The 17278-nt window shown below is 53.6% G+C and carries 15 protein-coding genes; 6 read left to right on the top strand and 9 right to left on the bottom strand.

Annotated features, from left to right (window positions below):
• Positions 1-256: 256 nt before the first annotated feature.
• A complete protein-coding gene (locus tag E1162_RS13925; protein ID WP_155132150.1) occupies positions 257-1288 on the bottom strand; it encodes an SH3 domain-containing protein in 1032 nt (343 codons plus the stop codon).
• Between the two features lie 215 nt (positions 1289-1503).
• Here E1162_RS13925 and xth point away from each other — a divergent pair, with 215 nt between their 5' ends.
• Positions 1504-2307, top strand: a complete 804-nt coding sequence (gene xth / locus E1162_RS13930) for an exodeoxyribonuclease III (protein WP_155132152.1) — start codon at positions 1504-1506, stop codon at positions 2305-2307.
• A gap of 8 nt (positions 2308-2315) precedes the next feature.
• Here the strand turns inward: xth and E1162_RS13935 are convergent, their stop codons facing one another.
• Complete coding sequence (locus E1162_RS13935; RefSeq protein ID WP_155132154.1) at positions 2316-3293, bottom strand: NADPH:quinone oxidoreductase family protein; 978 nt, start codon at positions 3291-3293, stop codon at positions 2316-2318.
• Positions 3294-3441: 148 nt separating this feature from the next.
• On the opposite strand from E1162_RS13935, the gene E1162_RS13940 reads away from it, so the two are divergent.
• The 4 genes from E1162_RS13940 to E1162_RS13955 all read left to right on the top strand — a co-directional run bounded on the left by E1162_RS13940 (position 3442) and on the right by E1162_RS13955 (position 7086).
• Positions 3442-3999, top strand: coding sequence for an RNA methyltransferase (locus E1162_RS13940; protein ID WP_155132156.1), 558 nt, complete (start codon positions 3442-3444; stop codon positions 3997-3999).
• A 541-nt stretch (positions 4000-4540) separates the two neighbouring features.
• Positions 4541-5044 (top strand): invasion associated locus B family protein, encoded by a 504-nt coding sequence (locus E1162_RS13945; RefSeq protein ID WP_257099000.1) that lies wholly within the window; start codon positions 4541-4543, stop codon positions 5042-5044.
• Positions 5045-5301: 257 nt separating this feature from the next.
• Positions 5302-6552 carry a dual-specificity RNA methyltransferase RlmN gene (gene rlmN / locus E1162_RS13950; protein ID WP_155132158.1) on the top strand — a complete coding sequence of 417 codons (1251 nt, stop codon included), beginning with the start codon at positions 5302-5304 and terminating at the stop codon, positions 6550-6552.
• An 84-nt stretch (positions 6553-6636) separates the two neighbouring features.
• A complete protein-coding gene (locus tag E1162_RS13955) occupies positions 6637-7086 on the top strand; it encodes a translation initiation factor IF-3 (protein WP_155132160.1) in 450 nt (149 codons plus the stop codon).
• Positions 7087-7130: 44 nt separating this feature from the next.
• On the opposite strand, the gene E1162_RS13960 is transcribed toward E1162_RS13955, so the two are convergent.
• The 5 genes from E1162_RS13960 to E1162_RS13980 all read right to left on the bottom strand — a co-directional run bounded on the left by E1162_RS13960 (position 7131) and on the right by E1162_RS13980 (position 12764).
• Positions 7131-9575 (bottom strand): heavy metal translocating P-type ATPase, encoded by a 2445-nt coding sequence (locus E1162_RS13960; RefSeq protein ID WP_155132162.1) that lies wholly within the window; start codon positions 9573-9575, stop codon positions 7131-7133.
• Between the two features lie 71 nt (positions 9576-9646).
• On the bottom strand, positions 9647-10135 hold the full coding sequence (folK, locus tag E1162_RS13965; protein WP_155132164.1) for a 2-amino-4-hydroxy-6-hydroxymethyldihydropteridine diphosphokinase: 489 nt from the start codon (positions 10133-10135) through the stop codon (positions 9647-9649).
• A gap of 1 nt (position 10136) precedes the next feature.
• The gene (gene folP, locus E1162_RS13970) at positions 10137-10952 is read right to left on the bottom strand and encodes a dihydropteroate synthase (protein WP_257099001.1); all 816 of its coding nucleotides are present in this window, start codon (positions 10950-10952) and stop codon (positions 10137-10139) included.
• A gap of 127 nt (positions 10953-11079) precedes the next feature.
• Positions 11080-12303 carry a multidrug effflux MFS transporter gene (locus E1162_RS13975; RefSeq protein ID WP_155132166.1) on the bottom strand — a complete coding sequence of 408 codons (1224 nt, stop codon included), beginning with the start codon at positions 12301-12303 and terminating at the stop codon, positions 11080-11082.
• Entirely contained in the window at positions 12303-12764 is a 462-nt protein-coding gene (locus E1162_RS13980; protein ID WP_155132168.1) for a MarR family winged helix-turn-helix transcriptional regulator, read from the bottom strand. Before E1162_RS13980 ends, E1162_RS13975 begins: the two co-directional genes overlap by 1 nt.
• Before the next feature lie 839 nt (positions 12765-13603).
• On the opposite strand from E1162_RS13980, the gene typA reads away from it, so the two are divergent.
• Positions 13604-15427, top strand: coding sequence for a translational GTPase TypA (typA, locus tag E1162_RS13985; RefSeq protein ID WP_155132170.1), 1824 nt, complete (start codon positions 13604-13606; stop codon positions 15425-15427).
• Between the two features lie 74 nt (positions 15428-15501).
• Here the strand turns inward: typA and E1162_RS13990 are convergent, their stop codons facing one another.
• Together E1162_RS13990 and E1162_RS13995 are read right to left on the bottom strand one after the other, a co-directional pair.
• A complete protein-coding gene (locus tag E1162_RS13990; RefSeq protein ID WP_155132172.1) occupies positions 15502-16449 on the bottom strand; it encodes a sterol desaturase family protein in 948 nt (315 codons plus the stop codon).
• A gap of 120 nt (positions 16450-16569) precedes the next feature.
• On the bottom strand, positions 16570-17085 hold the full coding sequence (locus tag E1162_RS13995; RefSeq protein WP_155132174.1) for a superoxide dismutase family protein: 516 nt from the start codon (positions 17083-17085) through the stop codon (positions 16570-16572).
• Between the last annotated feature and the right edge of the window lie 193 nt (positions 17086-17278).

The following is a 17278-nucleotide window of genomic DNA, read 5'->3' on the forward strand; positions in this document are numbered from 1 at the left end:
CGAAGGCGCAAGCATGCTCAAAGAACACAGAAACAAAAGGATTGGTTTGAGCATACGCATTATTGTTATTCGTTCCGCTGTTGGACACGCCCTGCCACTCTCAAATCCGCCAGGGAGCGGTATTTCAAGGTGGCAAGACCAAGTCGTTATGTGCATGAATCATAAATCGTAAAGCGCCTTGCAGGCAACGACAAAGCAAAACCCGCCCTCCACCAATCGGGCAGAAAGCGGGCTTTACACATCCAACCTAGGATTTTTACTTTATGTTTCCTGCACCTGAGCGCGCCGCATTGGGAGCGCGTGGATCATAACGGTTGCCATATGGGATAGAGCCCGGCTTCGGCGCTTCTACCTTCGGCAACCCTGTTACCTTAGGCGCCGGGGCCATTTGAACGGGCGTTCCCGGCTGAGAGTTACCAATCGGCTGATTGAATGTCTGACTCGACGATCCGGTTGCACCAATGCTGCCAGTGGTTCCAACAGAACGGCTCTGCGCGAGAACGATACTATCAAAGCCGAGCGAACTTTGATCGCCGGAAGGCTTTGGCGTTTGGGTTGGCGCAGCTTCATTATTACGAAGTGCGTCCATTTCTTTGCCGATAGCGCCATCAAGCGGCTTCGTATCACCCTCTTCCACGATCTTGTTCACGGTCGCATCTGACTGAGTTCCAGAAACAGAGCCATCATTGAACGTACCGTCTGCTGTCGGATCGAGTGGCTTGGTAACCCCTTCTTGAGCCGGACTTACAACACCTGTCTGTGCTTCTTTTTCAAACTGGGCAGGCTCTTGCGGCGCAGGAACGTTGCCTTGAATGCTGCTTTGGTCTTCTAGCGGCTTGGCTGGATCAACCTGCCCCGCTGCGTTTGGCGTTGCCGCTGGTGCTGTGGTTGTTGCCGGAGGTGTCGTTGTAGCAGGCGCTGTTGTTGCTGGCGCACCGGTGGCCGGCGTACCAGCCGCTGCAGGGGCTGTATCTTTCACAATTGGAACGCCAGCCTGCGCACCAACTGCCGTGACAGGCTGGCCATTAATGTAAAGGAAACGACCGGCAACCCAGCCCTGCTGGCCTGCGCTTTCCACCGCGCACCAACCATAGTTACCACCGCAGTGGAACAGGGTTGCGGCCTGACCGCGCTTCAAAACGGAAACGACAGGAGAAGATGTAGAAGGATCAGCACGCATATTTACATCGGTGCTGGCGGTCACAGCGGTTTGCGCATTGGCAGAGCCTGCTAAACCAAGAGCAACAACCGCTACGGCGCTGTAGAGGGAATAGGCCAGCTTAGTCATTTTCGGCCTCCTTTAGTGGCTTCTTTGTTCTTGGCCTCAAGTAACTCATGCAAATGTGGTCATGCTGGGGCACATGACTCACCACCGCGTGCATGCTTAATCATTTCACTACGCCGCCTTTGCAGCGAAAAAGAAATTAATCATTGAACGTCCCTCCCGCCCTTTGTATTGCCTAGATCCACCGCAACGAATCTCTCAATGCCCATCGGATTTCCATGCAAAGCTCTCTCAAAATCGCCAGTTGGAATATTAATTCCGTTCGCCTCAGATTGCCGATCGTCGAAAAGCTCATTCTCGACTACGCGCCTGACGTTATCTGCTTGCAGGAAACCAAATGTCCTGATGGCAGCTTTCCGGAGGCTGCGCTGCGCAAGCTGGGCTACAAGCACATCGAAGTGCATGGCCAGAAAGGCTACCACGGCGTTGCTTTTATCTCCCGCGTGCCACTGATGGATGTTGAGAGCCGCGAGTTCTGCCAGATGGGCGACACCCGCCACATTGCAGCAACCCTTGATCTAGGTGGCAGCCCGTTTCGCCTTCATAACTTCTACGTTCCAGCTGGCGGCGATATTCCCGACCCCGAAGTGAACGACAAGTTCGCCCACAAACTGCGCTTCCTTGATGAAATGGAAGAATGGTTCAAAACCTTCTCGGGCGAGTCCATGGTCGTCGGTGACTTGAACATCGCTCCTTATGAAACCGATGTTTGGTCCCACAAGCAGCTTCTCAAGGTTGTTAGCCACACGCCGTTGGAGTGCCAGAGACTTGAAGAAGTGCGCAATGCTGGCCGCTTCGTCGACACCATGCGCAAGCACATTCCAATGGAAGAGAAAGTCTACACTTGGTGGAGCTACCGCGCAAAAGACTGGTCTGCTGCCAATAAAGGTCGCCGTTTGGACCACATCTGGATGACGCCTGATCTGGCAGACAAAAGCCAGAACATCGACGTACTGCGCGATGCCCGTGGCTGGGAAAAACCATCAGATCATTGCCCGGTAATGACGGTTCTTAAAGCGTAAGCAAACACTCAGGGGCGAAGGATTACTTTGCCCCTTGCCCGCCGTGAGGAAATCTCCTCAAACGCTTGCTCGTAATCTTCCAGAGAATAAACGCCGTGAATACGCGGTTTTAAAACACCCGCTTCCAGCCAAGCTAGCAACTGCTCGGTATCCTCGTTAAAGGCCTCAGGCTCTTCTTCAATAGCCCTTCCCCAAAATACGCCGCGCACATCGCAGCCCTTTAGCAGCATCAAATTGGCAGGTAGGCGCGGAATATCACCCGCCGCAAACCCAACCACGAGATAACGGCCTTTCCACTTCAAGGCCCGTAGCGCTTGCTCGGCATAATCTCCGCCTACAACGTCATAGACCACATCAACACCGCTACCGCCGTCGACGCTCTTCAGTTCAGCCTTGAGATCTTGCTCAGCATAGTTGATCAGCTCATCAGCGCCGTGTTCGCGGGCGATCTCCAGTTTTTCAGCAGAAGACGCACAAGCTATCACCTTTGCGCCCATCGCCTTAGCAATCTCTACAGCTGCAAGGCCTGCCCCGCCTGAAGCGCCAAGCACAGCAACCGTTTCGCCAGCTTTAACCTGCGCGCGATTGCGCAGACCGTGGATCGCAGTTCCGTATGTGATCATCACACCGGCAGCATGATTATCATCCACCGCTGCCGGAAGCTTGAAGCACTGCTCTGCAGGCAAGGTTACCTGCTGACGCGCCGCACCCCATTTGGTGTAGGCCATGACACGATCACCAACGCTAAGGTTTGTGACCTCACTTCCAAGCGCCTCAACCTCACCCGCAAGCTCCCCCGCCGGAGAAAACGGTAGATCTGGCTTGAATTGGTATTTGCCTTGAATGATCAGAGTATCAAAGAAGTTCAGCGCCGCTGCATTCACCCGCACCCGCACTTGGGTTGGCCCCAACGGCTCATCGGCCCCAAGCATTTTTAGTGAAAGGCTGGAAGCCGGTCCAAATTCGCTGCAAATTAACGCCTTCATAGGGGCAGAACTCCCGCTCTTCTACAACTCTTGATGATCATCGCAGAGTATTGTCAAAACCCAAAGCCGAGCAAATTGGCGAAAGGTTGCAATTTGCCCGCCAGCCGATGTAAGACCCACCAAAACCGAACCAAGAGAAAGCGAAAAAATGCGCGGCTATTTTGCGGTTGGCTCTGAGGGCCTTTCCAAACCAATGAACATCGGCACGCTTATGCGCACTGCCCATGCATTCGGGGCCAGCTACTTCTTCACCGTAGATGCTGACCCACGGCTGGGGCACCGCGCTCCGCGGTCTGACACTTCCAAAAGTCACGATCACCTTCCATATTTCAAATGGAACAACATCGACGAGATGATGTTCCCGCGTGGCTGTAAACTGGTTGGCGTTGAACTGACCGATGATGCAATCGAACTCCCAAGCTTCGGCCACCCTTTGCAGGCAGCGTATGTGCTTGGCCCTGAACGCGGCAGCCTTTCTCCGCAGATGCAGGAAAAGTGCGACTACATCGTCAAGATCCCGACCAAGTTCTGCGTGAACATCGGCATTGCCTGTTCCATCGTTTTGTACGACCGCTTCCTCGCGCATGGAAAATATGCGCCGCGTTCGCTCACAGCTGGCGCTCCAAAAGACCCGCTGATCGAACATATTCACGGCGGCCCAAAGTTCCGTAGCGATCGCCGCTTGCCGGGCATGGGTGACAAATAAGCAATCAAGTGATTCGCTGGTTAACCACAGAAGGCCTATCCGGCGCGGTTGGTACCTTCTGTGGTTAAGCGATTCATTAAATTTTTCACAAGAGTCCCCAGCGCGAGATTCTCACCCCCTCGCCCATAAAAAATTGCCCCGAAAATTCACAGGAAGTTATCCCCTTAACAAGAAGCACTCAGGGGTTTTGGTGCGGCACATTTTGACAAGGCCGCCCCCTAAGAACGCCAGTCAATGATAAGCATTTGAATTTACTTGCATTTCATCGCAGCGGAAAATTCAGTAAGTGGCAAAACATCCTCAAACAAACGTATTCTAGAGACATTTTTTAAGCACAATTTTCGGCGTAGCCGCCTTAGTCTCGCCAGTTTCTTCGGCTTTTCGTAGGCGCTAGAGGTGGTCTGCAACAACGCATTTCAACATTGCGATAGGGTCTTCAACCCTTTTGTAACCATCATTAAGGTAACCTTAAGACAAACTTTTCTATGAAGGCTGGTAACGTTTCCACGGTGTTCAGCGCAAACAAAGCGGTTTGGAGAAGATGCAAGCACGTATCCTGATGACTGCCATCCTGGCTCTCGGTTTTTCAGCGACTGCAAATGCGCAGTCACCATCATTGCTAAAACAACATAGAGACTGGGCGACCTATACCTACACGGGTCAAAACGGCAAGGTATGTTACGCTCTGTCCAAGCCTACCCAGCTTCTGCCGACAGACCGTAACCACGGCGATGTCTATTTTTTCGTTTCTAACCGCCCGAATGAGCGCGTTAAGAACGAGCCAAGTGTAATTGTGGGCTATAACTTCAAAGAAGGCTCAACAGTTACGGCTGATGTTGACGGAAAGAAATTCAACCTGTTCACCAAAGGTGACGGTGCTTGGGTTCAAAACGCAGCAGAAGAGCAGCGCCTGATTTCTGCAATGAAAGCAGGCCGCAGCATGACTGTTACCGGCGCATCCAGCCGCGGCACACAGACAAGCTACACGTTCTCGCTCAGCGGCATTACCGCAGCGGTGAACGATGCAGACAAATCCTGCCAGTAAGGCAGAACAAGAGATGGCCCTGCGGGGCCATTTTTTATGCCCCTATTTTCTTTGCAAAAACAAAGATTTGATTAGCTAATTTGGCACGACAGCAGCTTCGCTTGCGTCTGGGGGCTTCCACTTGCAGCAAATTGCGGTATAACCTGCCGCAAAAGGCGTTTGCGTCAGCACGCGCCAGTAATGCTATTTTGAAGCGGCGGCGCGCGGACAAACGCAGCGAACCCGCTGTTCTCTCAAGAAACCGATGGAAAAGAAGTATGGCGATTTCGCTTGATATCGCGCACAAGCCGGCAGATGAAACCGCAAACGCCGCAGCCGCGCACATTGCCGCCCCTGCGGTCACTGAGGAAAAACCGTCTCTGATTGGTCTGGACCGCGATGATCTGGCAAGAGCGCTGGAAGCTGTCGGCGTTCCGCCAAAACAAGTTCGTATGCGCGTGAACCAGCTTTGGCACTGGCTCTATATTCGCGGCATTTCCGACTTCGACAAAATGTCCAACGTGTCGAAGGATCTGCGCGCGCGCTTGAAGTTCGCCTTCACAATCGAGCGCCCTGAGCTGGTTACCGAACAGATCTCCGTTGATGGCACTCGCAAGTGGCTGTTCCGCTTCCCGTCTCGCGGCGCAGGTAAGCCGGTTGAAGTTGAAACCGTTTATATTCCTGAAGAAGATCGCGGCACCTTGTGCATCTCTTCCCAGGTTGGCTGTACACTCACCTGCACCTTCTGCCACACCGGCACCCAGAAGCTGGTGCGTAACCTGACTGCGGAAGAAATTCTGTCCCAGCTCCTCATGGCGAAAGACAGACTGAACGACTTCCCTGATGCAGACGCACCTGAAGGTGGATTGGATACCAGCTCCAACCGTCGTAGAATCACAAACATTGTGATGATGGGCATGGGCGAGCCGCTCTACAACTTCGACAACGTGAAGAAAGCGCTGCTCATCGCCTCTGATGGCGATGGTCTGTCTCTTTCCAAGCGCCGCATCACACTGTCCACCTCTGGTGTGACCCCGGGTATCCCGAAAACCGGTGAAGAAATCGGTTGTATGCTGGCGATCTCGCTTCATGCAGTAACCGACGAGCTGCGTGATGTGCTGGTTCCGATCAACCGCAAATACAAGATCCAAGAGCTTCTGGATGCGTGCCGCGCCTATCCGGGTCTGTCCAACGCCAAGCGTATCACCTTTGAATATGTGATGCTCAAAGGCGTGAACGACAGCCTTGAAGACGCGAAGAAGATGGTTCAGCTGCTCAAAGGCATTCCTGCAAAGATCAACCTTCTGCCATTTAACCCATGGCCGGGCTCTCCTTACGAGTGTTCCGATTGGGAGCAGATTGAAGCGTTTGCTGACGTTGTGAACCGCGCAGGCTATGCATCGCCAATCCGCACCCCACGCGGCCGCGATATCTTTGCCGCATGTGGTCAGCTGAAGTCTGAATCCGAACGCCTGAAAAAGGCAGAGCGTGAAGCTTTGGAACAGGCACAGGCGGCAGGCGAAGCGTAATCACGCAGCTTGCATTCCGCGTATAGGCCGATAGAAACAAAGAGCACCCTTAGCGGTGCTCTTTTTGATTCAAAGGACGATTTGATGGTTGATGGCGGCAAACTGTTTGTGCAGCTTTTAAGAATTGTGTTTGGCTTCATTGCTGCAATGCTGGCCGCAGCCCTGTTTATCTCTTGGGGCTATTTTCAAACCACCGCCCCATCAGACGACCCTGTGGCTTTCGCTGCCATGATCTGGAGTTCGTTTGTTGCCGCGAGCATCTTCGGCGGCCTCTCCTTCATCCCGGCAGGTATCGCCATCATCATTGCCGAGGCTTTCAAATGGCGTAGCCCTCTCATTCATATGGGCGCTGGCGGTCTCATCGCCATCGGGCTATGGACCTTGGGTGGCCAAATGCCGGATGCAGAGCTGGAATATGCGCTACGCCCCGGCTCCAATATCGCCATGGCAGCAGGCTTTATCGCAGGCTTTGTTTATTGGCTGTTTGCAGGAAGAAAATCAGGCTACTGGCGTATCCAGCCAAAAGCAGAATAAACAAAAAGGCGCTTCTCGATATCCAAGAAGCGCCCTTGTTTTTGTCAGCGATCTTTCAAAAGCCGCAGAGCGTTGGCAACAACCACCAGCGTTGCACCCACATCGCCAAGGATTGCTGCCCAAAGGCTGGAAAGTCCCATGGCTGTCAGCACGATCAACGTACCCTTCACCACGAACGCGAAGATGATGTTCTGGTGAATGGTGGAGAGCGTACGGCGGGAATGATGGATCAACCAAGGCAGCTTGGAAAGATCATCCTTCATCAGCGCGATATCAGCGGTTTCAATCGCCGCATCAGAGCCAATAGCGCCCATGGCGATACCGAAGTTGGCACGGGCCATCGCCGGGGCATCGTTCACACCATCCCCGATCATCGCCACAGTGGCATAGCGCTCGGACAGTTTCTCAACAGCGTGAACCTTGTCTTCCGGCAGTAACTCGGCGCGTACCTCATCGATACCAACAGCCTTCGCTACCCGCTCAGCGGTTGCCTTGTTATCGCCGGTCAACATAATCAGCTTTTCAACGCCCGCTTCATGAAGTTCGCGAACAAGCGCCTCGGAGGTCTCCCGCAAGCTGTCGGAAAGAGCGATCAAGCCGCAAACATGATCGGCAGAACCAACGGCAACGACGGTTTTGCCCTGCGCTTCAAACGCTTTGGCTTGTTCATCAGCCGCCCCGATGTCGATCTGCTTTTCATTAAGGAAGCGGCGCGAGCCAAGCCAGTAAGACTGGCCGTTATAATCACCGCTTAAACCACGACCAGCAAGAAGCTCAACGTTTTCAGCAGGAGCAAAGGCAACGCCCTCTTCTTCCGCTTTTGTGAGAATGGCACGGGCTAAAGGATGGGAGCTACGCGCTTCCAATGATGCTGCCCGTTCCAGAACGTCCGCTTCGCTGTGCCCGTTCAGAACATAAACATCGGTTACTGATGGAACACCTTTGGTGATGGTTCCGGTTTTATCGAAAGCGAGCGCTTTCAGGCGCGATGGCAGCTCAAGGAAAACACCGCCTTTGATGAGAACGCCGTTACGAGCTGCGGAGGTCAAGCCAGCCACAATGGAAACTGGCGTGGAGATAACCAGCGCACACGGGCAAGCAATCACCAGCAGAACCAGCGAACGATAGAACCATTCGACCCAGTCCGCCCCAAACAGAAGCGGAGGCAAAACAGCCATAGCAATCGCCAGCAGCATGACAGCTGGCGTATAGATGCGGGCGAACTTTTCAACCCACTGCTCGGCGGCAGCACGGCGACCTTGCGCTTCACTTACCAGCCGAATGATCCGCGCCAGCATGGTGTCGTCAGCCGCTTTTGTGGCCTCTACCTCGAAGGTTCCTTCACCATTAATAGTGCCGGCGTAAACTTCATCGCCAACCTCTTTGATGACAGGAACGCTCTCACCGGTAATCGGTGACTGATCAACGCTGCCAAGGCCCTTGCGCAAAACGCCATCCAACGGAATGCGGTCACCACCACGAACAATAAACCGCGCTCCAACAGCAACGTCTTTAGCCGGAGTATCAATTTCGCGGCCATTATCCAGCAGAACGCGCACTGTTGTTGGGGCAATGTCCATTAGCGCGGCAACAGCGCGGCGGGCGCGGCCGACACTCCAGCTTTCCAGATAAAGAGACAGAGAAAACAGGAAGGCGACTGTCGCCCCTTCAAACCACTCGCCAATGCCAATAGCGCCAGCAACAGCGACAAGCATAAGCAAGTTCATATCCGGTCTAAGCGTGCGGATGGCATAAAGCGCCTTGGGAGCTACAAAGCGTGCGCCTGTAAAGATTGCGGCGAGATAGAAGACCTCTGTGCCGAAGCTAACACCAGCGCCGGAAGTGAGGCCAGCTGTGAATGCTGGTGCGAAATAAGAGATTGCCTGAAGAATGAGGGCTGCGCCCCACAGGATACCGGAGGCGAGCGTCCAATTGCCAAGGCGTCTGTGCTGGAGGCTTTGCGCTTCCTGCGCTTCCTCCTGCTTCCAAGGCGCAGCTTTCATACCGGTAGAGTTGACCGCCTTAATGATAGCTGCATCAGCAACACGCCCTGCCTCTGGTGAGACAATCATTCTTGCATTGAGAACATCAAAGGCGAGGCTTTCGCGGTCACCCACCACAGGGCCAACCACACGGCGTAGAATTGCAATTTCTTCAGCGCAGCAAAGCCCTTCAACACGGAAGGAGCGAGATCCGGCAGCTTCTTTTATCGGGGCAACAGCTACTTCTTCGGCTGTAGAGGAGCAACCACAGCCCCCTCCACAACCGCTCGTTCGCTCGGGCTCTTCTTCTGCCTCAGCGTGGACGTGCGAATGGTCGCCGCCGCCACAGCAACTGCTGGCCGCTTTCGGCTCATCGCAGCAGCTGTCTGCAACTGCCACAGTTTCGGTCGCCTGCGTACTGCAGCAACCGCAAGAGTGGTCGTGATCTCTGTGATTTACGTCTCTGGCAACGCTATGATCGTAAGAGCAAGCCATCGTCGACTCCATGCAAGAATTTATCCTGCACGCACAATAGGACCTACAACGATTGTAGCTTCAAGCGTTTTTTGAAACTTTTTTCAAAGCTTGGAAATGCCGTCTTTATCCTGTGCTGTTTCCGCAGCTTGCGCAACGCTGCGCCCATCAGCCAGAACAGCATCGGCAAGAATTTCAGCAAGCGGAACAAGAACAAACGCGCGCTCACCCATACGCGGGTGCGGAACCTGCAGCCCGTGTTCTTCAACTGTTTCAGCCCCGTAAAGCAGGAGATCGATGTCGATTACACGCGGTCCCCAGCGCTCATCGCGCACACGGCCCAGCTTTGCTTCAATGTTCAAGCAGGTCGCAAGCAGATCAACGGGTGCTAGAGTGGTCATAGCCGTTACGCAGCAATTGCGATAATCGTCTTGAGGAACAGGACCCCAAGGCGGGGTGCGGTAATCGGAAGAGCGATCCAGAACATCAATGCCATCTACCGCCTGCAGCGCTTCAATCGCCGCGTCGATCATGGCTTTGGTGTCGCCCATATTGGAGCCGAGCCCGAGAGCTACTTTCACAGGTTCACGCATACTAAGCTCCAAGCTCCTTCATAGCCTGATAAATTCGAACAGCATCCGCATGAGCCTTAACGTCATGAGCGCGGATAATCTGGGCACCGCCTTGCAGCGCCAATGTATGGACGGCAAGAGAGCCAAATACACGCTGGTCAGTCTCAACGTTCAAAACGTGACCAATCATGCGTTTACGGGAGGCTCCGGCAAGAATTGGCCGGTCAAAGCCCTTCAACTCCGCGAACCTTTTGAGGATCTGGTAGTTCTGCTCCAGCGTCTTGCCGAACCCGAAACCCGGATCAAGGATCTGGTGGTGTTGGGGAACACCAGCAGCTTCTGCCAGAGCGATGGACTTTTCAAAGAAGCGAGCGATATCCTCGAAGATATCTAGCGCGCCATCCACCTCTTCACGGTTATGCATCATGATGACAGGAACACCATGATGCGCAGCCACCGATGCCATATCAGCGTCTTTCTGTAGCCCCCAAACATCATTGATGATGTGCGCGCCAGCTTTGACAGCAGCATCAGCTACGCAGGCTTTGTAGGTGTCGATAGAGATGAAAGCATCAAGTGAAGCAATGCGCTCAATCACCGGCAAGACCCGTGAGAGCTCATCATCAGCTTCAACAAATGTAGCACCGGGCCGCGTGCTTTCACCGCCAATATCCAGAATGTCAGCGCCTTCTGCAATCATCGCGCTCGCATGAGCATAGGCAGCATCTGGCGCATTGTGCCGGCCACCATCAGAGAAGCTGTCAGGCGTCACGTTCAAAATGCCCATAACAAGCGGGCGCTGATGTTCAGCCAGCAGTTCGGCGTTGAAAGCAGGCATAGGGGCGCAGTCCCTTTATCTGGAAAATCTCAAGTGCAGGTCCTGCGCTTTTTTCCGCCGAAAATCAAGAGAGCGACGGAGCGTCCCCCGAGAAAAACACGGGGGACAGGTTCGATAACGGGATCGCTTAAAGAGCGCTCGTTTCGGCTGCTTCCATACGGCGGCTGTAAGGCTTGAGGCCAAGCCAGTAAAGGCAAACCGCACCAAAGCAAAGCAGTGGCAAAATAGTTCCCAGCGCGGTGATGGAGCTGGAAAACGCCAAGGCCGCCACGGTGCCAGCAAGGAAGCCACCACCCATTTGCACAAAGCCCATCAGCGCAGAGGCTGCACCTGCAATGTGCGGGAATGGATGCAGAGCACGCATGGTCATAGCTGGCATTACGAGTGCCACACCGAACGAGAACAAACCGCAAGACAGAACAACATGCCAGACAGTTAGCTCCGCAAAGTAGCAAGCCCAAACAAGAGACAGGCCGGAAATAGCACCGCAAACCAGACCAATCGGCACAACAGCTTCTGAGGACATACGCTTCATCAACTGACGGGTTGTTAGCGCGCCGCTAAAGAAGAAGACGTTCTGCACCATCATCATCAGCGAGAACATAAACGGCGTCAGGCCCAGATGCTCGATGTAGACGTACGGCAGCAATACCGGGAAGGTGTAGATACCGCCCAAAGACAACGCGATGATAAGGGACGGCAGCAAAAACTCTGGCGAACTAATCAAGGTTTTGTAAGAGCAAAACAGGTACTTGGGACGGAAGCGGGACGGATCACGATTTGCATTGGTTTCCGGCAGGATGCGAACAGCAATATAAAGAACCAGAAGGCCGTAGAGCACCATCAGCGTAAAAATGGCTTTCCAGCCAAAGGTGGCCAAAAGCACACTGCCCACCAGCGGCGCACAGGCTGGTGCTACAGCAAACATCATACCGACAAGGTTCATGATGCGAGCGCCAACTTCACCGGAAAACTGATCGCGCACCAAGGCACGCGAAATCGCAACACCAGCAGACGCACCAACGCCCTGCAGCACACGGGCAACAAGCAGACCTTCAATCACCGGAGTGGTAACAGCCAGCAAACTACCAATCAGATAAATGCCCATAAACCACATGATGACTTTGCGGCGACCATAGGCATCAGAAAGCGGGCCACAAACCAGCTGGGAAACAGTAAAGCCTGCAAAAAACAGACTAATGGACATCTGAATGGTCGGAACGTCGGTTCCAAAGACCGACGCCAGCAACGGCATCGACGGCGTATAGAGCGCCATAGACATTGGACCCAGCGCACCAAGAAGGGCGCAGATCACCGCTGTCTTTTTCTCTGACAGTATTGGGGTTTGCATTAACTCGTGCTTTCAGGATTTCCGGGCAAGCTGGCCAGCTCGTCCCTCATTTTTATAAGTGTTTCTTGTAGGTGGCGCACGTCTTCTTCGCTCAATCCAGCCGCGGCGTGTTCGCGCACCCTTGCTCCGACTTGTTTTAACTGCTTCACCAGCTCTTGCGCCTCGTCTTTAACTACAATGATCTTGCAGCGACGGTCGCTCGGGTCCGGAAGGCGCTCAACGAAGCCCATGCCTTCAAGCGTATCTAGCTGGTTTACAAGCGTCATTGGTTCAACGTTCATACGCTCAGCCAGCTGAATCTGGCGCTGACCGGAAAAAGCCGCCGCGTAGACAAGTGCTCGTGCGCAAGCTGGCGTTAAAGGCACACCTTCGCGCTCAAGCTCTTTTTCGAATGCGCGGCGAAAAAAGCGCGCAAGATCATTGATAATAAAGCCGAAGCCCTCTTCGATCCGTACGGACATGGGATTTCCGAATATTTGAGAGATAGCCTTATTATAAGGTAGACTTATTATATGTCCAGCATAAAGAAGTTTCGTCACATATAGGCGCTCATTCTCGATAACCTCGCGCTCTACTGTGACCCCGTATTCCGCCTGCTCTATTTTCTGCGGATTGCAACACCTGCTACTTCAACGTCCAATACCTACACCTTTTTGTTGGGGGTGAGTAAAATTGCCCCAATGCTGGACTAGAAGCCGATAAAAAACGAACACTGTGCAGGTACCCCCTTGTGAGCACCACAGGTTTTAGAGCGCTGTCTTGGCAATTGCGCGATATAAAACAAAGCTTTAGAGAACGCGGCTATGCCTACCACCTCCGGGTCGACCGTCCAGGCCGAATCTGGCGAAATCTTTACGCCGAAGCCGATGAAGTATTTATTGCATTGACCCCGGGCCTCTCCTTGAGTTACAGGAGCAGGATTAGAGCAGCAGAACCATTCGAGGAAATGTACCTCGATGCTGGAACCTCATTCGACATAATTGGATCTTGCCAAGGTACGTGCCATTGGGTCTACGGCTACGAAATAGCCGGAACCTCGGTGCAAACCCGCCTTATGCGGCAATCTGGCGTTCTGCTTAAAGAAGACTGGCATCACAGCCAAAGTGTTTAAGATGTGGCTATTCGGGCGCAATAAGCGCTAATGCGACTAAAGAAAATGTCTCGTGCAGCAACCTGACATTTGATTTGTCACAAAAATAGGATAGAAAGCCCCATCTTTCAGTAGAAATCGCCAAAGTCAGGCAAGTGGATGCATGCATACGCGTGCGACCGGCCTTCACTATGGCCTTATGGAGCCTTCATGAAACTGCGCAATATTGCGATCATTGCCCACGTTGACCACGGCAAGACAACGCTTATCGATGTCCTTCTGAAACAGTCCGGCGCGTTCCGCGAAAACCAGCGGACCGAAGAACGCATGATGGATTCCAACGACATCGAGCGTGAGCGCGGCATTACCATTCTGGCCAAGAACACCTCTTTGGTGTGGAACGACACCCGCATCAACATCGTAGACACCCCAGGCCACGCCGACTTTGGCGGCGAGGTTGAGCGTATTCTGCACATGGTTGATGGCGTGGTTCTGCTGGTAGATGCGGCTGAAGGCCCAATGCCACAGACCAAGTTCGTTCTTGGCAAAGCCCTGAAACTCGGCCTGCGCCCGATTGTTGCGATCAACAAGATCGACAAGCCGGAACAGCGCGCTGACGAAGTTCTGGACGAAGTATTCGACCTCTTCACCGCTCTTGATGCAAACGAAGACCAGCTGGACTTCCCGGTTGTGTACGGTTCTGCAAAGCAGGAGTGGATGGCACTGGAAGCAGACGGCCCGCAGGAAAGCATGGCTCCTCTGTTCGACATGATTCTGAACCATGTTCCAGAGCCAACTTCTGAAGAAGGTCCGTTCCGTCTTCTGGCAACCACTATCGAATCCGATCCGTTCCTCGGCCGCATCCTCACCGGCCGCATCGCTTCTGGTACCGCAAAGCCGAACATGCCGGTCCGCGCCCTTTCCCGCGATGGCAGCGTGATTGAAACCGGCCGTATCTCCAAGGTACTGGCTTTCCGTGGCCTTGAGCGTCAGCCGATTGAACAGGGTGAAGCTGGCGATATCGTTTCTATCGCAGGCCTGACCAAAGCAACCGTTGCTGACACCATCGTAGACCCACAGGTTAACGAGCCAATCCAGGCACAGCCGATTGACCCGCCAACCCTGTCCATGATGTTCCGCGTAAACGACGGTCCTCTTGCAGGCACCGAAGGCACCAAGGTTCAGTCCCGCGTTATCCGCGAGCGTCTGAACAAGGAAGCGGAAGGCAACGTTGCGCTGAAGATCGAAGAAACCGCTGAAGCTGATGCTTTCATCGTTTCCGGTCGCGGCGAACTTCTGCTCGCAATTCTCATCGAGAACATGCGCCGTGAAGGCTTCGAGCTGTGCGTTGGTCGTCCTCGCGTTGTTTATCAGGAAGACGAATCCGGTAAGCGCCTTGAGCCTATCGAAGAAGTTATCATCGACGTTGATGACGAATACCAGGGTGCAGTTGTTCAAAAGCTCACCGAGCGCAAAGCTGAATTGCTTGAAATGCGCCCATCTGGCGGCGGTCGTACCCGTCTGGTGTTCCACGCTCCAACCCGTGGTCTCATCGGTTATCAGGCAGAACTGATGTCCGACACCCGTGGTTCCGCAATCTTTAACCGCGTGTTCCACGAATACGCACCGCACAAAGGTCAGATTCAGGGTCGTCACACCGGCGTTCTTCTGTCCAATGCTCAGGGTGAAGCAGTTGCTTACGCACTGTTCAACCTTGAAGATCGCGGCCCGATGATGATTGATCCGGGCACCAAGGTTTATCAGGGCATGATCGTGGGTGAACACACCCGTGGTAACGACCTTGAGGTAAACGTAATCAAGGGTAAGCAGCTGACCAACGTTCGCGCATCCGGCAAGGATGACGCGGTTAAGCTTACAACTCCGATTAAACTGAGCCTTGAGGCAGCACTGTCTTACATCGCTGATGATGAACTGGTGGAAGTAACCCCAGAATCCATCCGTCTGCGTAAAGCTCTGCTTTGCCCGCATGACCGTAAGCGCGCAGAACGCGCTGCAAACAAAGGCGCTGCATAAGCCCCGCGTTTAACGTCATAAGAAGACAAAAAAGGAGAGCCTTGGCTCTCCTTTTTCATATCTACACTGCGAAATCAGCTGACCGGCTCATCTTCCCTGTGAAGCTCTTCGGCATTGCTTTCTGCCTGCCGTTTCTTTTCCTGCCGCCGCTTCCAGTTGTCTTTGGCCATTTTTGAAGTGATGCGCGAACCATCGGGCGTCCATCCCGGCACGCCGAAGGTGTACCCCACCAACTCTTTGAGCGAGCGAACCTTTTTCATATCCCGCGCCATCGCCATCCACTCATGGAAGGCAACAAAAAAGATGTTGTTGCTTTCAAGCGGCTTACCAATGCCATAGCGCACCGGCTCCTCCCGCTCCTCAGCGGTAAATGTTCCAAACATCCGGTCCCAGATAATCAGCGTGCCGCCATAGTTGGCATCAAGATAGCGCGGATTAGCTGCATGATGAACGCGGTGATGGCTTGGCGTATTCAGCACCCACTCCAGTGGCCCCATCCGGTCTATTAGCTCTGTATGAATCCAGAACTGATAGACGAGATTGAGCGCAGCAACAAAGTAGACCATCTCCGGACTAAAACCGATCAGCGCTACCGGCATGCCGAAGACAAAAGCAAAGGCAATCTCGCCTGTCCATGTCTGCCTTAGAGCGGTGGAGAGATTATAAAACTGCGAAGAATGATGGTTCACATGGCTTGCCCAAAACCAGCGATGCTCGTGCCCTAATCGGTGCTTCCAGTAATAGGCAAAGTCATAGGCCAAATAACACAGCGCAACGGACCACCACGTGACCGGAATCTCATTAATGATGCGGAACTCGTGAATCCAGCGCAGCGTCGCGTAAGCTACAGCCGTGCCAAACGCGATGGATACCACAAGACTGCCAATGCCCATGGAAAGGCTAGTCACCGTGTCTTTGAATTCATAGCCCTTAACCGAGCGTGCACGCGCGGCAACCCCTTCCGCGATCATCAAGATAATGAACGCAGGCACCGAATAAGCAATCGGATCAATAAAGCCCATGAGATCCCCCCAATCTCAAGGCAGGCTGCGCGCAATAGCGCGGCTAGCCAAACCAACCCCTAAAGACTATCAGCGCCTCAGTACGGATCAATGGTCCTTTGGGTTGGGTTAGAGATCGCTCTAAGAAGCGGGCGTGATGACGCCGCAGGCTATGCGGCCACCGGCATTGCCTGTTGGCTGGCTAGTGTAATCATCAGGATCTGCGTGAATGATAAATGCTGTACCCTGCCCGCCCAAAACGCTCTCGTCATCACCGGGCTTCACCTCGATCTCTTCGGAAAAAATCTCGACAACCGCTTTTCCGTCCGCAGACACATGCAGGTTCGGCAAATCACCGCCATGGGGACCATGTAGTGCCATCACACCGTGGTCATGACCATCAGGCGCAAAATGCCCTCCGGCAGCATCAAAGTTCGGCTCGCAGCGGCCATATTCATGGATATGGAAGCCATGCACGCCTTCTGGTAGCCCTGACAGCTCTCCGGTAATCAAAACGGTCTCGGAAGGGGTGTCGGTAAGCGTCAATGTGCCAACCACATTACCGCTTGTATCTTTCAACTCTGCAGTTGCTTTGGACTGAGCCATTGCACCCGTTGCAAGAACAATAAACCCTGCTGCAAGTATCAGCGATCTCATAAGGCCTCCTCGGCTTTCTATGTATGTCGGCCATAGAATAGCAAAGCCCCTTAGACGCGAGGGTAGAAGTGTTTTCTGCAGTTAATCGGGTGTTGCGAAAATAAAAAAAAAGCGGGTCCAGAAGACCCGCTATAAAGTTTTCAATCTCAGCCACCACAGGAGATTGGAGATCTGTAGAATGCCATAGATCCTC

The organism is Pseudovibrio flavus, from assembly GCF_009711345.1.
Lineage (GTDB): Bacteria > Pseudomonadota > Alphaproteobacteria > Rhizobiales > Stappiaceae > Pseudovibrio > Pseudovibrio flavus.

Coding starts and splice junctions, on each gene's coding strand:
- E1162_RS13925 (WP_155132150.1), bottom strand. CDS start 1,288: ATGACTAAGCTGGCCTATTCCCTCTACAGCGCCGTAGCGGTTGTTGCT.
- xth (WP_155132152.1), top strand. CDS start 1,504: ATGCAAAGCTCTCTCAAAATCGCCAGTTGGAATATTAATTCCGTTCGC.
- E1162_RS13935 (WP_155132154.1), bottom strand. CDS start 3,293: ATGAAGGCGTTAATTTGCAGCGAATTTGGACCGGCTTCCAGCCTTTCA.
- E1162_RS13940 (WP_155132156.1), top strand. CDS start 3,442: ATGCGCGGCTATTTTGCGGTTGGCTCTGAGGGCCTTTCCAAACCAATG.
- E1162_RS13945 (WP_257099000.1), top strand. CDS start 4,541: ATGCAAGCACGTATCCTGATGACTGCCATCCTGGCTCTCGGTTTTTCA.
- rlmN (WP_155132158.1), top strand. CDS start 5,302: ATGGCGATTTCGCTTGATATCGCGCACAAGCCGGCAGATGAAACCGCA.
- E1162_RS13955 (WP_155132160.1), top strand. CDS start 6,637: ATGGTTGATGGCGGCAAACTGTTTGTGCAGCTTTTAAGAATTGTGTTT.
- E1162_RS13960 (WP_155132162.1), bottom strand. CDS start 9,575: ATGGAGTCGACGATGGCTTGCTCTTACGATCATAGCGTTGCCAGAGAC.
- folK (WP_155132164.1), bottom strand. CDS start 10,135: ATGCGTGAACCTGTGAAAGTAGCTCTCGGGCTCGGCTCCAATATGGGC.
- folP (WP_257099001.1), bottom strand. CDS start 10,952: ATGCCTGCTTTCAACGCCGAACTGCTGGCTGAACATCAGCGCCCGCTT.
- E1162_RS13975 (WP_155132166.1), bottom strand. CDS start 12,303: ATGCAAACCCCAATACTGTCAGAGAAAAAGACAGCGGTGATCTGCGCC.
- E1162_RS13980 (WP_155132168.1), bottom strand. CDS start 12,764: ATGTCCGTACGGATCGAAGAGGGCTTCGGCTTTATTATCAATGATCTT.
- typA (WP_155132170.1), top strand. CDS start 13,604: ATGAAACTGCGCAATATTGCGATCATTGCCCACGTTGACCACGGCAAG.
- E1162_RS13990 (WP_155132172.1), bottom strand. CDS start 16,449: ATGGGCTTTATTGATCCGATTGCTTATTCGGTGCCTGCGTTCATTATC.
- E1162_RS13995 (WP_155132174.1), bottom strand. CDS start 17,085: ATGAGATCGCTGATACTTGCAGCAGGGTTTATTGTTCTTGCAACGGGT.